The organism is Rugosimonospora africana (assembly GCF_016862975.1).
GTDB lineage: Bacteria > Actinomycetota > Actinomycetes > Mycobacteriales > Micromonosporaceae > Rugosimonospora > Rugosimonospora africana.
This window is the reverse complement of sequence record NZ_BONZ01000025.1, coordinates 13,433-27,233: the sequence shown is the minus strand read 5'-3', so window position 1 is coordinate 27,233 and position 13,801 is coordinate 13,433. Positions and strand designations below refer to the sequence as shown.

General features: G+C 71.7%; 11 protein-coding genes and 1 riboswitch. Of the genes, 6 read left to right on the top strand and 5 right to left on the bottom strand.

Annotated elements, in window-relative coordinates; all coding sequences use genetic code 11:
• Position 1: 1 nt before the first annotated feature.
• Complete coding sequence (locus tag Raf01_RS13110; RefSeq protein WP_239133575.1) at positions 2–2,869, bottom strand: FAD-binding and (Fe-S)-binding domain-containing protein; 2,868 nt, start codon at positions 2,867–2,869, stop codon at positions 2–4.
• 181 nt (positions 2,870–3,050) lie between these two features.
• Between Raf01_RS13110 and Raf01_RS13105 the strand changes: the two genes are divergently transcribed.
• Complete coding sequence (locus Raf01_RS13105) at positions 3,051–4,094, top strand: MBL fold metallo-hydrolase (RefSeq protein WP_203918112.1); 1,044 nt, start codon at positions 3,051–3,053, stop codon at positions 4,092–4,094.
• Positions 4,095–4,340: 246 nt separating this feature from the next.
• The gene (locus Raf01_RS13100) at positions 4,341–4,688 is read left to right on the top strand and encodes a histone-like nucleoid-structuring protein Lsr2 (RefSeq protein WP_203918111.1); all 348 of its coding nucleotides are present in this window, start codon (positions 4,341–4,343) and stop codon (positions 4,686–4,688) included.
• 360 nt (positions 4,689–5,048) lie between these two features.
• Here the strand turns inward: Raf01_RS13100 and Raf01_RS13095 are convergent, their stop codons facing one another.
• Positions 5,049–5,768 carry an SDR family oxidoreductase gene (locus tag Raf01_RS13095; protein ID WP_203918110.1) on the bottom strand — a complete coding sequence of 240 codons (720 nt, stop codon included), beginning with the start codon at positions 5,766–5,768 and terminating at the stop codon, positions 5,049–5,051.
• 59 nt (positions 5,769–5,827) lie between these two features.
• On the opposite strand from Raf01_RS13095, the gene Raf01_RS13090 reads away from it, so the two are divergent.
• The 3 genes from Raf01_RS13090 (at position 5,828) to Raf01_RS13080 (ending at position 8,678) form a co-directional block, all read left to right on the top strand.
• Positions 5,828–6,670 carry a TetR/AcrR family transcriptional regulator gene (locus tag Raf01_RS13090; RefSeq protein WP_239133574.1) on the top strand — a complete coding sequence of 281 codons (843 nt, stop codon included), beginning with the start codon at positions 5,828–5,830 and terminating at the stop codon, positions 6,668–6,670.
• The gene (locus Raf01_RS13085; RefSeq protein ID WP_203918109.1) at positions 6,667–7,506 is read left to right on the top strand and encodes an SDR family NAD(P)-dependent oxidoreductase; all 840 of its coding nucleotides are present in this window, start codon (positions 6,667–6,669) and stop codon (positions 7,504–7,506) included. Before Raf01_RS13090 ends, Raf01_RS13085 begins: the two co-directional genes overlap by 4 nt.
• 248 nt (positions 7,507–7,754) lie before the next feature.
• The gene (locus tag Raf01_RS13080) at positions 7,755–8,678 is read left to right on the top strand and encodes an endonuclease/exonuclease/phosphatase family protein (RefSeq protein WP_239133573.1); all 924 of its coding nucleotides are present in this window, start codon (positions 7,755–7,757) and stop codon (positions 8,676–8,678) included.
• A 196-nt stretch (positions 8,679–8,874) separates the two neighbouring features.
• On the opposite strand, the gene Raf01_RS13075 is transcribed toward Raf01_RS13080, so the two are convergent.
• Together Raf01_RS13075 and hemF are read right to left on the bottom strand one after the other, a co-directional pair.
• Positions 8,875–10,077: a phosphoribosylaminoimidazolecarboxamide formyltransferase gene (locus Raf01_RS13075; RefSeq protein WP_203918107.1), complete on the bottom strand. Its 1,203-nt coding sequence runs from the start codon at positions 10,075–10,077 to the stop codon at positions 8,875–8,877.
• Between the two features lie 32 nt (positions 10,078–10,109).
• Positions 10,110–10,189, bottom strand: a riboswitch (ZMP/ZTP riboswitch).
• A gap of 6 nt (positions 10,190–10,195) precedes the next feature.
• Positions 10,196–11,134 (bottom strand): oxygen-dependent coproporphyrinogen oxidase, encoded by a 939-nt coding sequence (hemF, locus tag Raf01_RS13070; protein ID WP_203918106.1) that lies wholly within the window; start codon positions 11,132–11,134, stop codon positions 10,196–10,198.
• 380 nt (positions 11,135–11,514) lie between these two features.
• Here hemF and Raf01_RS13065 point away from each other — a divergent pair, with 380 nt between their 5' ends.
• Positions 11,515–12,969 (top strand): sugar porter family MFS transporter, encoded by a 1,455-nt coding sequence (locus Raf01_RS13065; RefSeq protein ID WP_203918105.1) that lies wholly within the window; start codon positions 11,515–11,517, stop codon positions 12,967–12,969.
• Positions 12,970–13,058: 89 nt separating this feature from the next.
• Here Raf01_RS13065 and Raf01_RS13060 read toward each other — a convergent pair whose 3' ends face one another.
• Positions 13,059–13,721 (bottom strand): NADPH-dependent F420 reductase, encoded by a 663-nt coding sequence (locus Raf01_RS13060; protein ID WP_203918104.1) that lies wholly within the window; start codon positions 13,719–13,721, stop codon positions 13,059–13,061.
• Positions 13,722–13,801: the final 80 nt, after the last annotated feature.

Below are 13,801 nucleotides of genomic sequence, written 5' to 3'. Positions count from 1 at the left end.
CTTACCGCGAGTCGAGCCGTTCGGCGAGAACCTCGGCGAGGTGCCGGCCACGGCGGCCGGCGAGCTGGTCGAGCTGGATCCGGCAGGAGAAGCCGTCGGCGAGCACCACTGTGTCGGGCTCCGCCGCCCGTACCGCGGGCAGCAGCGCGACCTCGGCGACGGCGGTGGACACCTCGTAGTGCCCGCGTTCCATGCCGAAGTTGCCGGCCAACCCGCAGCACCCACCCAGTACGTCCACGCTCGCGCCGGCGTCGCTCAGCAGCGACTGGTCGGCGTGCCAGCCGAGTACGGCGTGGTGGTGGCAGTGCGGCTGGGCGATGGCGTGTACCTCGTCCAGCCGCGGTGGCGTCCACTGTGGACGATCGGTGAGCAGTTCGGCGAGGGTACGGGTGGCGGCGGCCACCGCGGAAACGGCGGAATCTCCGGTGCCGAGCAACTCGGGCAGGTCGCCGCGAAACACCGCCGTGCAGGACGGTTCCAGTCCCACGATCGGCACCCCGGCCTCGGCGTGCGGAGCGAGTGCGGCCACGGTACGGCGCAGGATCCGCTTGGCGGCGTCGGTCTGGCCGGTGGAGATCCAGGTGAGCCCGCAGCACAGTCCTGCGTCCGGGATCCGCACCTCGTATCCGGCCGCTTCGAGCACGCGCACCGCGGCGATGCCGACCTCGGGAGTGAAGTGGTTGGTGAACGTGTCGACCCAGAGCAGCACCGGATCGACGCCGGTGGCGGCCGGCCGACGGTCGGCGAACCACTGCCGGAAGGTACGCGTCGCGAACGTGGGCAGCGGCCGGCGCGCGTCGACCCCGGCCAGCCACTTGCCGATCGCGGCCAGCGGGCGCACGGTGAGCATCCGGTTGGCCAGTCGGGGCATCCGGGACGCCAGCCGGGCCCAGCGGGGAAGGGCGCCGAGGCTGTAGTGGGTACGCGGGCGCAGCCGCCCCCGGTACGCCTGGTGCAGTACCTCGGCCTTGTACGTGGCCATGTCGATGCCGGTCGGGCAGTCCGACGCGCAACCCTTGCAGGACAGGCAGAGGTCGAGCGCTTCGTGCACCTCCGGCGAGCGCCAGCCGGCGCGCACCAGGGTGCCGTTGACCATCTCCTGAAGCACCCGGGCCCGGCCGCGGGTGGAGTCCTTCTCGTTCCGGGTGGCCTGGTAGGACGGGCACATCACACCGCCCGAACCGGTGGTGTTGGCCAGGCACTTGCCGACTCCGGTGCAGCGGTGCACGGCCGTCGACAGGTCGCCGCCGTCATGCGGGTACGCGAAGGCCAGCCGCTCGCGCAGCGGCGGTGCCGCCGGTACCCGCAGATCCGCGTCGACCGGCCGGGGCCGCACGATGACTCCGGGGTTCAGCACGTCCTGCGGGTCGAAGGCGCCCTTGAACTCGGCGAAGGCGTCCAGCACCGCCGGTGAGTACATCCGCTCCAGCAGTTCGCCGCGAGCCCGGCCGTCGCCGTGCTCCCCGGACATCGACCCGCCGTGCGAGGCCACCAGGTCCGCGGCGTCCAGCAGGAAGGCCCGGAACCGCTGCGCGCCCCCCGGCTCGTCGAGCGGGAAGTCCAGCCGCACGTGCAGGCACCCGTCGCCGAAGTGCCCGTACGGCATCCCGGTCACGTCGTGCTGGCGGGTCAACGCCTCGAACGCCCGCAGGTACGCGCCCAGCCGCTCGGGCGGTACCGCGGCGTCCTCCCAGCCGGCGTGCGCCGGGCGGCCTCGCGGCGACCGGGCGGACAGTCCGGCGCCATCCTCCCGGATGCGCCACAGCGCGGCCGCGTGCTTCGGATCGGTCACCACCATCGACGCCGACGTGCCCGCGTCGGCGATCAGCGGTCCGGTGGCGGCGGCCAGTTCGGCTTCGCTGTCTCCGGCCAGCTCGACGAACAGCCAGCCCCGGCCGTCCGGCAGTTCCGGCACCGCGCTCGCGCCGCGGCGGCTGACGACCGCGTCGACGATGCGGGCGTCCAGCCCCTCGACCGCGATCGGGTGGTGCTTGAGCAGAGCCGGTACCGCGTCCGCGGCCACCGTCATGTCCGGGTACCCGAGCGCCACCAGCACCGTGGCCACCGGTGCCCGGACCAGCCGTACCGTCGCGCCGAGCAGCACCGCGCAGGTGCCCTCGGTGCCGACCAGCGCCTTGGCGACGTCGAAGCCGTGTTCGGGCAGCAGGTGCTCGAGCGAGTACCCCGAGGTCTGCCGGCCGAAGCGGCCCAGTTCGGTGCGGATGCTGGCGAGGTTCGCCCGGACCATCCGGTCGACCGACGCCAGCACGGACGACGCGGCGAGGTCTCCGCCGCGGCCCGCGCGCAACCGCTCCCCGGTGCCGGCGACCACGTCGAGTTCGACGACGTTGTCCGCGGTGCGGCCGTAGCCCAGTGCCCGTGACCCGCACGCGTTGTTGCCGATCATCCCGCCGAGCGTGCACCGGTTGTGCGTGGACGGGTCCGGCCCGAACCGCAGCCCGTGCCGGCCGGCCTCGCGCTGCAACTGCGCGAGCACCACGCCCGGTTCGACGGTCGCGGTGCGCTGCTCGGGGTCGATCGCGACCACGTGTCCCAGGTACCGGGAGAAGTCGAGAACCACCCCGGCCCCGACAGCGTTGCCGGCAATGGACGTGCCCGCTCCGCGGGGTGTCAGCGGTACCCCCAGCCGGCGGCAGACGTCGACCGCGGCGAGTACCTCGTCGACGGCCCGGGGCAGGACCACGACACGCGGGACGACGCGGTACAGCGAGGCGTCCGAGGAGTATTCCGCCCGGCGCAGGGTCGAGTCGTCCACCTCACTGATGCCAGCGGCGCGCAGCGCGGCGACCACATCCTGGGACGAGGCCGAGTCGCGGGCTGCCGGCGGCGTCAGCGTGCCGGCGCTCACCGGCAACCTGCGGCTGGTCGGAAGCCCTGCTGAGCCATCGTGGTCCCCCTCGGTCGGCGAGTCGGTTCCCGCCATTGTCCTCCCAGCCCCCAGGTAACGGGCCGAGGGTGATCCACGCCATGGCGCGGCCCGCCGGCTGCGGGGAAGCTGGGCCGGAGCGGGGCACGGGCGAGGAGGACCGATGATCGAAATCACGGGCGTCCGGCAGGTGCGCGCATGGCGCGACCGGGTCATGCCCCCGGTCGAGCGGCTGTCCCCCGGGCTGTGGTCGATACCGGTGCCGCTGCCCGACACTCCGCTGCGGTACGTCCTGGTCTACCTGCTGGAGCTGCCGTCCGGCGTGGCCATCATCGACGCTGGCTGGGACAACGACGAGGCGTGGCAGGCGCTGCTCGCCGGGATCGTCGAGACCGGCCACGCCATCACCGACGTCCGGGCGGTCCTGGTGACGCACGTGCACCCGGACCACTACGGCCTCGGCGCCCGGGTGCGGGAGGCGTCCGGCGCGTGGATCGGCATGCACGTGCAGGAGGCGGCCAGTCTCCCCCGCCGGATCGGCTCGGCCGACGGCATGGCCGCGAACCTGCTGCGCTGGCTGCGCCGGTGCGGTGCGCCGGAGGCCGAGGTACCGGAGTTGCTGAGCACTCCTGAGCGGTACGCGTCGCTGCTCGGGATGCCCGAACCCGACCGGCTGTTGGCCGACGGCGACAAGGCGGACCTGCCGACCTGGGACCTACGCGCGGTGTGGACGCCCGGGCACACCGCCGGCCACCTGTGCTTCTACGAGCCGACCCGGTCGCTGCTGTTCTCCGGCGACCATGTGCTGCCCCGGATCAGTCCCAACATCTCGGTGCACGCCACGGCGGCGCCCAATCCGCTCGGGGCGTTTCTGCGTTCCCTCGCCGCGGTCGGTGAGCTGCCCGTCGACGAGGTGTTGCCGGCACACGAGTACCGCTTCCGTGGGCTGCCCGATCGCGTCGACGACCTCCGCGCCCACCACGACAAGCGGCTGGCGCAGCTGACCGCACTGGTGGCCGACCGGCCCGGGCAGACCACCTGGCAACTGGCGGCCGGCATGACCTGGTCGCGCGACTGGTCACAACTGCGGGGCTTCATCCGCCGCTCGGCGGTCGGCGAGACACTGGCGCACCTGGTATTGCTGGAACACCGCCGCGCGCTGATCCGCAGCGGCACGATGCCGGACCGGTGGGCGTTGTCCCGATAATGGGAACTCCGGTACTCCCCGATTATCACCGACGCCTTACCACCGCCCTCTTACCGCCGCTCTCTTACTACCTCGTCTTACCACGGTCAGCGTCGCCGATCTCCCGGCTGGCGGAATCCGCTCGCACGGACACCACCCCGATGGGATAAACGGCAGCCGAAAACGCCCGGACACTCCACCACGGCAATTGACTAACCCGTAACATAGGGCCGCTGGTACACCGTTTCAGACCTCGGAGATAGCGACATGGCCCGGAAGCTCGAAGTCAAGCTCCTCGACGACATCGACGGCAGCGAAGCCGACGAAACCCTGAAATTCGGTCTCGACGGCACCAACTACGAAATTGATGTCAACGCCAAGCATGCCGAGCAGCTGCGCGCCTCGCTCGCCAAGTTTGTGCTCGGTGCCCGGCGCCTGGGTCGGGGCGGTATCACGACCACCCGACGGCCGCGGGCCGCGGCGACGAATCAGAGTGACCGCGCTCAGAATCAGGCGATCCGCGACTGGGCGAAGCGGCGCAACATCCAGCTGAGCGGCCGTGGCCGCATCCCCCGGCACATTGCGGAACAGTACGAGGCCGAGGCCGGACGCTGATCCGTCCGGCACCGCGTCGCGGCGGCTTTCCGCGCCTGGGCAACCGGATATCGGCACCGCCGCGATATCCGCCAGCGCAGTGTCGGCCGGCGTAACCGCACCGATCGAAACGGTTACGCCGGCCTCGACCGAATGCCCGCCGCAGTCGCCACCGCCGCAGTCATCACCGCCGCACTCATCTGTGGGGCGGCCTCTTCAGCGCGGGCATCTTCGCGATGGGCATCTTCGCGACCGGCATCACGGCACGACGGAACAGCCGACCGAAATCGGATGTCACAAAAACTGCGCAACCCATTGATGCCCGAGCGTAAAGACCCGACCCGCAACGAGTGAGCATCGTCGCCGCACCGGCGTGCTCTTTCAGCCCATCGATACGAGACGGGCGCCGCCGTCGGTCTCGATGATGGTGCCCGTGAGGTTGGGGTTGGTCGCCGCCATCACGGTGACCTCCGCGATGTCGTCCGCGGTGGCGATTCGGCCGACCGGCAGCGCCCGTGCCGCCTGAGTGAAGTACTCACGTCGGGCCGGTTCGGGAATCGCACTCCACCAGGGCGTGTCGACTCCACCGGGCGCGACCGCGTTGACCCGGATCGGCGCGAGTTCCACCGCGAGCGGCTTGACCATCGCCTCGACGGCGCCGTTGACCGCGGCGATTCCGGCGGTACCCGGAATGCCGGCGCGTGCCGTGATCGCCCCGAGCAGCGTGATCGAGCCGGTCTCCGCGAGGTGCGGCAGCGCCGCCTGAATGGTGGTGGCGTGCCCCCAGAACTTCGCGTCGAAGGCCCTGCGGAGCATGCCGAGGTCCAGGCTGGCGAACGGCCCCGAGCCCTCGCTTCCGGCCAACGTGACCACCAGCCAGTCGATCCGGCCGATCGCCTCGATCACTGCGCCGATCTCGGCCCGCTCGCCACCGTCGGCCCGGTGCCCGACCAGGCCGGGGTCGCTCGCTGCCACCTCGTCAAGCCGCCGCTCGTCCCGGCCGACGACGTGGACGTCGGCGCCGAGGGCGCGCAGCCGCCGGGCGGTGGCCAGGCCGATCCCGGACGTTCCCCCGACGACGAGTGCGGTGTGCTGTGTCATGCGAGTCTCCTATTTCGAACCGTTACGTCTCGTCTCGTTTTTACGCTAGCATGGGTGTCGTGGACGACCAATCCCCGCCGGCAGGGGCCGGCAAGGCAGCGCAGTCGGCAAGGGCCGCCCGCGAGATGTCCCCCGCGCCCGGCCCGGGAGCGACGTCCGGCCGTGGATCGGCCCCCGCGGACGCCGATCCGGGATCCGCGCCCGCTCGGCCGGGCCGCAAGCGCAGCGAGGCGAGCCGGCTGGCCATCCTCGCCGCGGCGCTCGAACTACTCGCCGAGGTCGGCTACGCCGGGCTGACGATCGAGGGCATCGCCGCGCGCTCCGGCGCCGGGAAGCAGACCGTCTACCGGTGGTGGCCGTCCAAGGCGGACGTGCTGCTCGACGCGCTGATGACCAAGGCCGAGATGCACATACCCATCCCGGACGAAGGCAGCTACGCGGCCGACCTGCGTGGCTTTCTCACGGCCAGTTTCACGCTCGGCCGGGACCGCCGGGTCATGGACATCCAGCGCGCCCTGATGGCTCACGCACAGATCGACGAGGAGTTCGGTCGCCGGTTCCGCACCGAAGCCCTCCAGCACCGGCGCGACGCCCTCGCCATCATCCTCGACCGTGCCGAGGCCCGCGGCGACCTGCCGCCGGGGCTGTCCCCCGGCACCGTGGCCGACATCGTGTTCGGCGTCATCTGGTACCGGGTGCTCGCCACCCACCAGCCGCTGGACCGGGCGCTCGTCGACGAACTCGTGACCACGCTCGCCGAACCCGGGCCACGGGCCGCAAAGCGCGCCCGCCAGACCAAGCCAACCCAACAGAAGACCGAGCCGACCCATCAGAAGACCAAGCCGACCCGCCAAACCAGGGCGGCCGGCCGAACCACCTCTCCTCGAAGGACGAACGGATGACCGACGACCGCACGATCCTCATCACTGGTGCCACCGACGGACTCGGCCGGGCGCTGGCGCACCGGCTCGCGGAGGACGGGGCCACGCTGATCCTGCACGGTCGCGACCGGAACCGGTTGGAGAGCACTGCCGACGACATCCGGGACGCTCACCGGGTACCGCGCCCGCGTACCGTACTCGCCGACCTCGCGGAGCTGGCCCAGGTGCGGCGGCTGGCCGCCGACGTACGCGCGGCCACCGACCGCCTCGACGTGCTGGTGAGCAACGCCGGCATCGGCGGCGGCGAACCCGACGGGCGCACCCGGCGCACCAGCCTCGACGAGTACGAACTGCGGTTCGCGGTGAACTACCTGGCCGGGTTCCTGCTCACCGCGGAACTGCTCCCGCTGCTGCGACGCAGTGCTCCGGCCCGGATCGTCAACGTGGCGTCCATCGGGCAGCACCCGATCGACTTCGACGACATCATGATCGAGCGCGGCTACACCGGCATGCGTGCGTACGGTCAGAGCAAGCTCGCCCAGATCATGTCCGGGTTCTCGGTGAGCGAACGGGTACCCGCCACCGAGGTCACCGTCAACAGCCTGCATCCGGCGACGTTCATGCCCACCAAGATGGTTCTCGCCGAGATCGGGCATCACATCGACACCCTGGAAGAGGGTGTCGCCGCGACCTACCGGCTGGTCAGTGACCCCGCGCTGGCCGGTACCACGGGACGGTTCTTCGACCGGACCCGCGACGTGCGGGCCGATGCGCAGGCATACGACGCACATGCCCGGGAACAGCTGTGGGCGCGGAGCCTCGCGTTGACCGGCCTGGAGGCGACCGCCGCGGCCTGACTCGGCGGTCTGCCTCAACGCCCGGACCCAACGGCCTTGCAGAGTGGTCTGACCCGGGTCTGACCCAACGGCCTGGCCACGGGGCCCGGCGCAGAGGGCCGGCGCGGTCGCGCGTCGACCGGATACTCTGCCGTGTGCTCTCCCCCTCCGAAGCGCGACCCCCCGAAGCGCGACCCCCCAGCGTGCGACCGCGCGACGCACGACCGTCGGCGGCCCGCCGGCGCCGCGCGGTCCGGATCGTCGTCTGGTTGTTGGTCGCGGTGTGCGGTCTCTGGGTCGCGGTCCGGGCCGGCGGTGTCGAGCCGCCGTGGCCGGGGTCCGCGCTGCTGGCGTTCACGCCCTGGGTGGTCGTGCCGGCGGTGGTGGGGCTGGGCGTCGCCGCGACGATCCGCGACCGGTGGGCCACTGCCGCGGCGGCGGCCACCGTGCTGGTCCTGGCGCTTGTGGTGGTACCGCGTTCCTGGGGCACCGGCGGGGAAAGCGACGGCGTGGTACTGCGGGTGATGACCGCGAACCTCCGGGTCGGCGGGGCGGACGCGACCACCATCGTCGACCTGGTGCGCGACAACCGGATCGACGTGCTGGCGTTGCAGGAGTACACGCCGGAAGCCGGCGACGCTTTCGACCGGGCCGGCCTCGCCGCCCTGCTGCCCTACCGGGTCGCCGATCCGGAACCGCTGGGGATCGGCTCGGCGCTCTTCGCCCGGACACCGCTCACCGGTGGCGCCACACCGGTCGACCCGGGCGGGTTCGTGGAGGCGACCGCGACGGTTCACCCGGCCGGCGCCGCGGCCGTGATGGTCCGGTCGGTGCATCCCTGTGCCCCCTACACCCGGGCGCACGAGCGGTGCTGGCAGCGGGGTCTGGCCGGGGAGCCCCGGGCCACCACCCGGGGTACCGCGAGGCTGCTGATGGGCGACTTCAACGCCACCCTGGACCATCCCGGTCTGCGGCGCCTGCTCGCCTCGGGGTACCGCGACGCGGCGGCGACCACCGGTACCGGCCTGAAACCCACCTGGCCCGAGGATCTGGTACCGGTGGCGACTCTCGACCACGTGCTGGTCGACGCGAGGATCGGGGTGCGTACCGTCTCCGTGCACCCGGTGCCGGACACCGACCATCGCGCGGTCTGCGCGGTCCTCACGCTGCCGGGGCAGCCGGACGCCGGCTGAGTGCCGAGCGGCGGCTTCGCGGTGCGCGGCGGCTTCGCGGTGCGCGGCGGCTTCGCGGTGCGCGGCGGCTTCGCGGTGCACGGTGGCTTCGCGGTGCGGGCTCAGCGTCGAACAAGCGGCTCGGTGCCGGAACAAGCGGCTCGGTCTCCGAACAAGCCTCAGTGCCGGAACAAGCGGCTCAGTGCCCGAACAAGCCTCAGTGCCGGAACAACCGGATTCCGGTGTGTGCCAAGGCGATGCCGTGCTCCCGGCAGGCGGCGATGACGTCGGCGGAGCGCGCCGCACCGCCCGGTTCGGCGATGTAGCGCACCCCGTGGCGGTGGGCGTGGTCGACGTTGTCGCGGAACGGCAGGGCGCCGTCGGAGGCGAGGCTGACACCGTCGAGCCGGTCCAGCCAGTCGCGGCGCTCGCCGTCCGTCAGCGCCGGTACGCCGTCGGGCTCGCTGCCAGCCCCGCGCTCGCTGCCAGCCCCGCGCTCGCTGCCGGCCCCGCGCTCGCTGCCGGCCCCGCGCTCGCTGCCGGCCCCGCAGTCGAGGTACCGGAGCCGCTCGGCGATCCGGTCCTGGATCCGTGCGGTCGGGTCGACGGGCAGCGCGCGTACCGCGGGATGGCGCCGCAACCACCAGGTGTCGGCCTTGGCACCGGCGAGCCGGGTGCAGTCGACCCGGGACTGCTGGCCGGCGCCCACTCCCAGGGTCATCCCGTCCCGCACGTACGCGACCGAGTTCGACTGGGTGTGGCGAACCGTGATGAGGCCCAGCAGCAGGTCGTCGACCGCCGGGCCGGGCAGCGTGCCGCACACCGGGTCGGCGAGGTCGCCTCGGCTCGGGACCCGGTCGTCGTACGGCGTGGTGAACCGGAGCCCGTACTCCTCCCGTACCTGCCGGGCCGGTGGCCGGTACCCGGGATCGGCCTCCAGTACCAGGAATCCGCCGCCCTTCTTGGCGGACAGGGCGGCGACCGTGCCGGGCTGGTAACCGGGCGCCACGATGCCGTCGGACACCACCCGGCGGAGCAGTCCGGCGAGTTCCGCGTCGACCGATTCGGACACCGCGACGAAGTCCCCGTACGAGCTCTTCGGGTCGGTGTCCCTGGCCCTGACGTACGCGGTGGTCACGGCGCTGGCCGGCGGGCCGTCGAGGCCGAAGGCGTCGGTCATCACCGCGTCGACGGACCCGGCGACCGCCGCACCGGCCGGCGACAGGTGCTTGAACGAGGCGGCGACCGGGCGCCCGAGCGCGATGGACGCCTCGCGAACCAGCTGCCACGCCCCGATCGCGTCCAGCAGGTTGATGTACGAGGGTTCGCCGTTGAGCACGCGCAGCGGTGCCCGGCCGGCGTCGACGGGCTCCACGGTCGCGGGTCGCTGGTGCGGGTTCATCCCGTAACGCAGTCGCATGCTGGCAGCCTCCGGCGCGGTGTTCTGCGCGTCGCGGGTGCCCAGGCGGTCGGCGTCGACGTCACGGCCGCTTCCCGGTGGTGGTCCACCCTCGCCAGTCGCGGCCGCCGGCAGCGTATCAGTCCTGCGACCGCCCGACCCCGGCCGCCCAATCCGTCGGCTGAAGGAAGCGGCCGATCTGCCCCTCGGGGCTGTCCGGCTCCGGGCGCACGTCGAACCCCCAGCTCGCGGTCGCCGGCAGGGACATGAGGATCGCCTCGATGTTGCCCCTGGTCTGCAACCCGAACCGGGTGCCCCGGTCGTATACCAGGTTGAACTCGACGTACCGGCCCCGGCGCAGCAGCTGCCACTGCCGCTCGCGGTCGCCGAAGGGGGTGTCGCTGCGCCGGGCGACGATCGGTTCGATCGCGGCGATGAGGGTCGCGCACCCGTCCCGGACGAAGTCGAAGCACCGTTGCCAGGTGACCGAGTCGGCGTCGGACAGCCGGTCGAAGAAGATGCCGCCCACGCCGCGCATCTCGCCCCGGTGCGGCAGATAGAAGTACTCGTCGCAGGCGCGTTTCCAGGCCGGGTACCACCGCGGGTCGTACCGGTCGCAGCAGTCCTTGAGGGTGACGTGGAAGTGGGTGGCGTCCTCGGCGAACCCGTACGACGGGGTCATGTCGGCACCGCCGCCGAACCACCAGGTGTCCGGCTCGTCCTCGGTGCTCTCGCCAACCTCGAAGTACCGGAAGTTGGCGTGGAACGACGGGGTGTACGGGTTCGCCGCGTGCAGCACGATCGAGATGCCGGTCGCCACGAACGGCCTGCCGGCCAGGGACGGCTGGGTCTCGACGATGCTCGCCGGCACCCGGGCACCGTGGACGAGCGACACGTTCACCCCGGCCCGCTCGAACACTTTTCCGTGCTCCAGGATGCGGGCGGTGCCGGTGCCCAACTCGCTGCGGCTCCACGGCGCCTGCCGGAACACGCCGCCGCCGTCGATGCGCTCGAACTCGCCGACCAGGCGGGCCTGTTCACCGCGCAGAAACTGGGCGACCGTCTCCGCCCTGGTCATCTCGACCCGCCTCCCCGATGCCATTGCCGCGCCTGCCACTGCCGCGCCTGCCATCGCACGCCGGCCACACCGATCCCGGCTTCCGCAGGCTACCCCGCGGACGCAAGTCACCGAGTCCGCGAACCCATCCGTTGCTCCACAATGGACGGTTGCGTACGAGCAACGGAGTGTGACCCGGCGGCGTGACCGGCGCCACCGCCCAAACCGCCCAGTGCCTGCGAGAGGGGCCCAGGGCGGCGATGGCCGATCTCACATTTGCGGCATTCCGATTGACCGGAGCGGCCATTGGGTAGTCGGGACGTCACGGCGACGCTCCTCGCCGGCACGCACGGCGCGAGCCGCGCGGGTGGAAGCGCTGGCTGTTCGAAGGGGGCAGACAGATGAGTGCAACGACCGCCACCGGCGGGCCGGATGTGCTGGAGGCGCTGGATCAGCGCGCACCGACCAGGTTCTACTGGTCGCTGACGGTGCTCGCGACGATCGGTGGCTTCCTGTTCGGCTTCGACACCTCGAACATCGGCTCGGCGCTGAACTTCGTGCCGTACCACCTCAGCGGTTTCGCCCTGGGTTATCTGGTCGCCGGCGCATCGCTGGGCGCGGCGGCCGGCGCGTTGCTCGCCGGTCCACTGACCGACCGGTTGGGGCGCAAGTACCTTCTGATCGCCGACGCCCTCATCTACGCGGTCGGCGCGCTGCTGTCCGCGTTCACTCCGGACGCCGCGGTCCTGCTCGTCGCACGGACGCTGATCGGGCTGGCCGTCGGCGCCGACTCGGCGATCGCGACCGCGTACATCGCCGAGTACGCTCCGCGCAACAAGCGCGGTTCGCTGGGCATGCTGCAGCAGTGGATGATCACGGTCGGCATCCTGGTCGCGTACGTCATCGCGCTGGTCATCTTCAAGGCGATGCCGTCGCACGCGGCGAGCCTGGACTGGCGGCTGGTCCTGGGCCTGGGCGCGGTACCGGCCATCATCGGTCTGGTGCTGCGCACCCAGATGCCGGAGTCGCCGCGCTGGCTGCTGCGGCACGGCCGGTACGAGGAGGCCCGCAAGGCGGTGCAGGTGCTGGGCGTACAGGCGTCCGCCGAGGACGTCGAGCGTGCCGCACGCCGCCTCGAAGAGAGCGACCAGGGGCGCGAGCGCGCGAAGTTCCGGGCCTGGACGCCGGGAGTGCGGCGCGCGCTGATCGTGGTCTGTGTGTTCTTCGCGTTCCAGCAGATCACCGGCATCAACGTGCCGCTGTACTACGGGCCGCACCTGCTCGGCCCGCTGTTCCAGGGCCATGACACCTCGAAGGTGGCTACGACGGTCGCCGGTGTTGAGGTGACCGCCATCATGACCGTGGTCAACGTGGCCGCCACCTACTTCGCGTTCCGCTACATCGACCGGATCGGGCGCCGGCCGCTGGCGATCGGCGGGTACATCGGGATGGCGGTGTTCGGCGTGGTCACCGCGATCGGGCTGGGGCTGTTCAGCGGTACCCCGCGGATCGTGGTCGTGATGATCGGGCTGTGTATGTTCATCGCGAGCTTCGCGATCGGTGTCGGCGGTACGGGTTGGCTGATCCAGGGTGAGGTGTTCCCCACCGCGGTGCGCGGCCAGGCCGCCGCGATCGGTGCCACTGTCGACTGGGTGGCCAACTTCGCCCTCATCGAGGCGTTCCCGACCTGGCAGTCGGCCATCGGCCTGGGCTGGGTGATGGTCTGCTTCGCGGTGCTGTGCGTGCTCGCCGTCGGATTCGTCAGCCGGTACCTGCCGGAGACGAAGGGCCGGTCGGTCGAGGAAATCACCCAGCTGTTCCAGAAGCAGGCGACGACGGGTGCCGCCGTCGGCTGACACTCCTCCATTGTGGATCCCACCGTGGATCCATTGTGGACAGCGGGCCGTCACGGATGACCGTGGCGGCCCGCTTCTGTACGCGGGCGTCAGGCGGCGTCCAGAGCCCTCCGGACGGTCGCGGCGTCGGCCGGGGTGCCGTTCTCGTTGCTGAACGGGCCGTACGGGCCGCCGTAGGCGGGGGTGTCCGGCTGGTACGAGCGGCCGTCGCGCAGCGCGCCCGCGTCCACGGCGTCGTACCCGATCGCGTCCAGGAACGCGGTCACCGTCGCCTTGGCGGTCGGATCGTCGCCGGCGATCGGCAGTGCGGTGCGGTCCGCGGCGCCGGCCGGGCGGGCCAGCGAGGCGAGGTGCTTGGAGTAGATGTTGTTGAACACCTTGACGACCCGGGCGTCCGGCAGGTGCCGCTGCAGCAGCTCGCTGCTTGTCGTGGAGTCGTCGTCCAGTTCGGCTATCTGCCCGTCGCGCTGCGGGTAGTAGTTGTTCGTATCGATGACGACGCGCCCGGCGAGCGCCCCGGCCGGGACGGTCGGGTACGCCTTCAGCGGGATGCTCACGATCACCAGGTCGCCGGCCGCCCCGGCCTGCGCCACGGTGCCGGCGCTCGCGTGCGGGCCGAGCTCGGCCACCAGGTCCGTGAGTGTCTCGGGGCCGCGGGAGTTGCTCAACACCACGTCGTACCCGGCGGCTACAGCGAGTTTGGCGACGGTGCCGCCGATGTTCCCGCTGCCGATGAAACCAACAGTTGTCATGGCGGTGGTCAACCACCGGACCGGGTGCGGGCATTCCGCCCTGTGGCGGCGCCCACGGTGAACTCCGGCACCATGGCGCT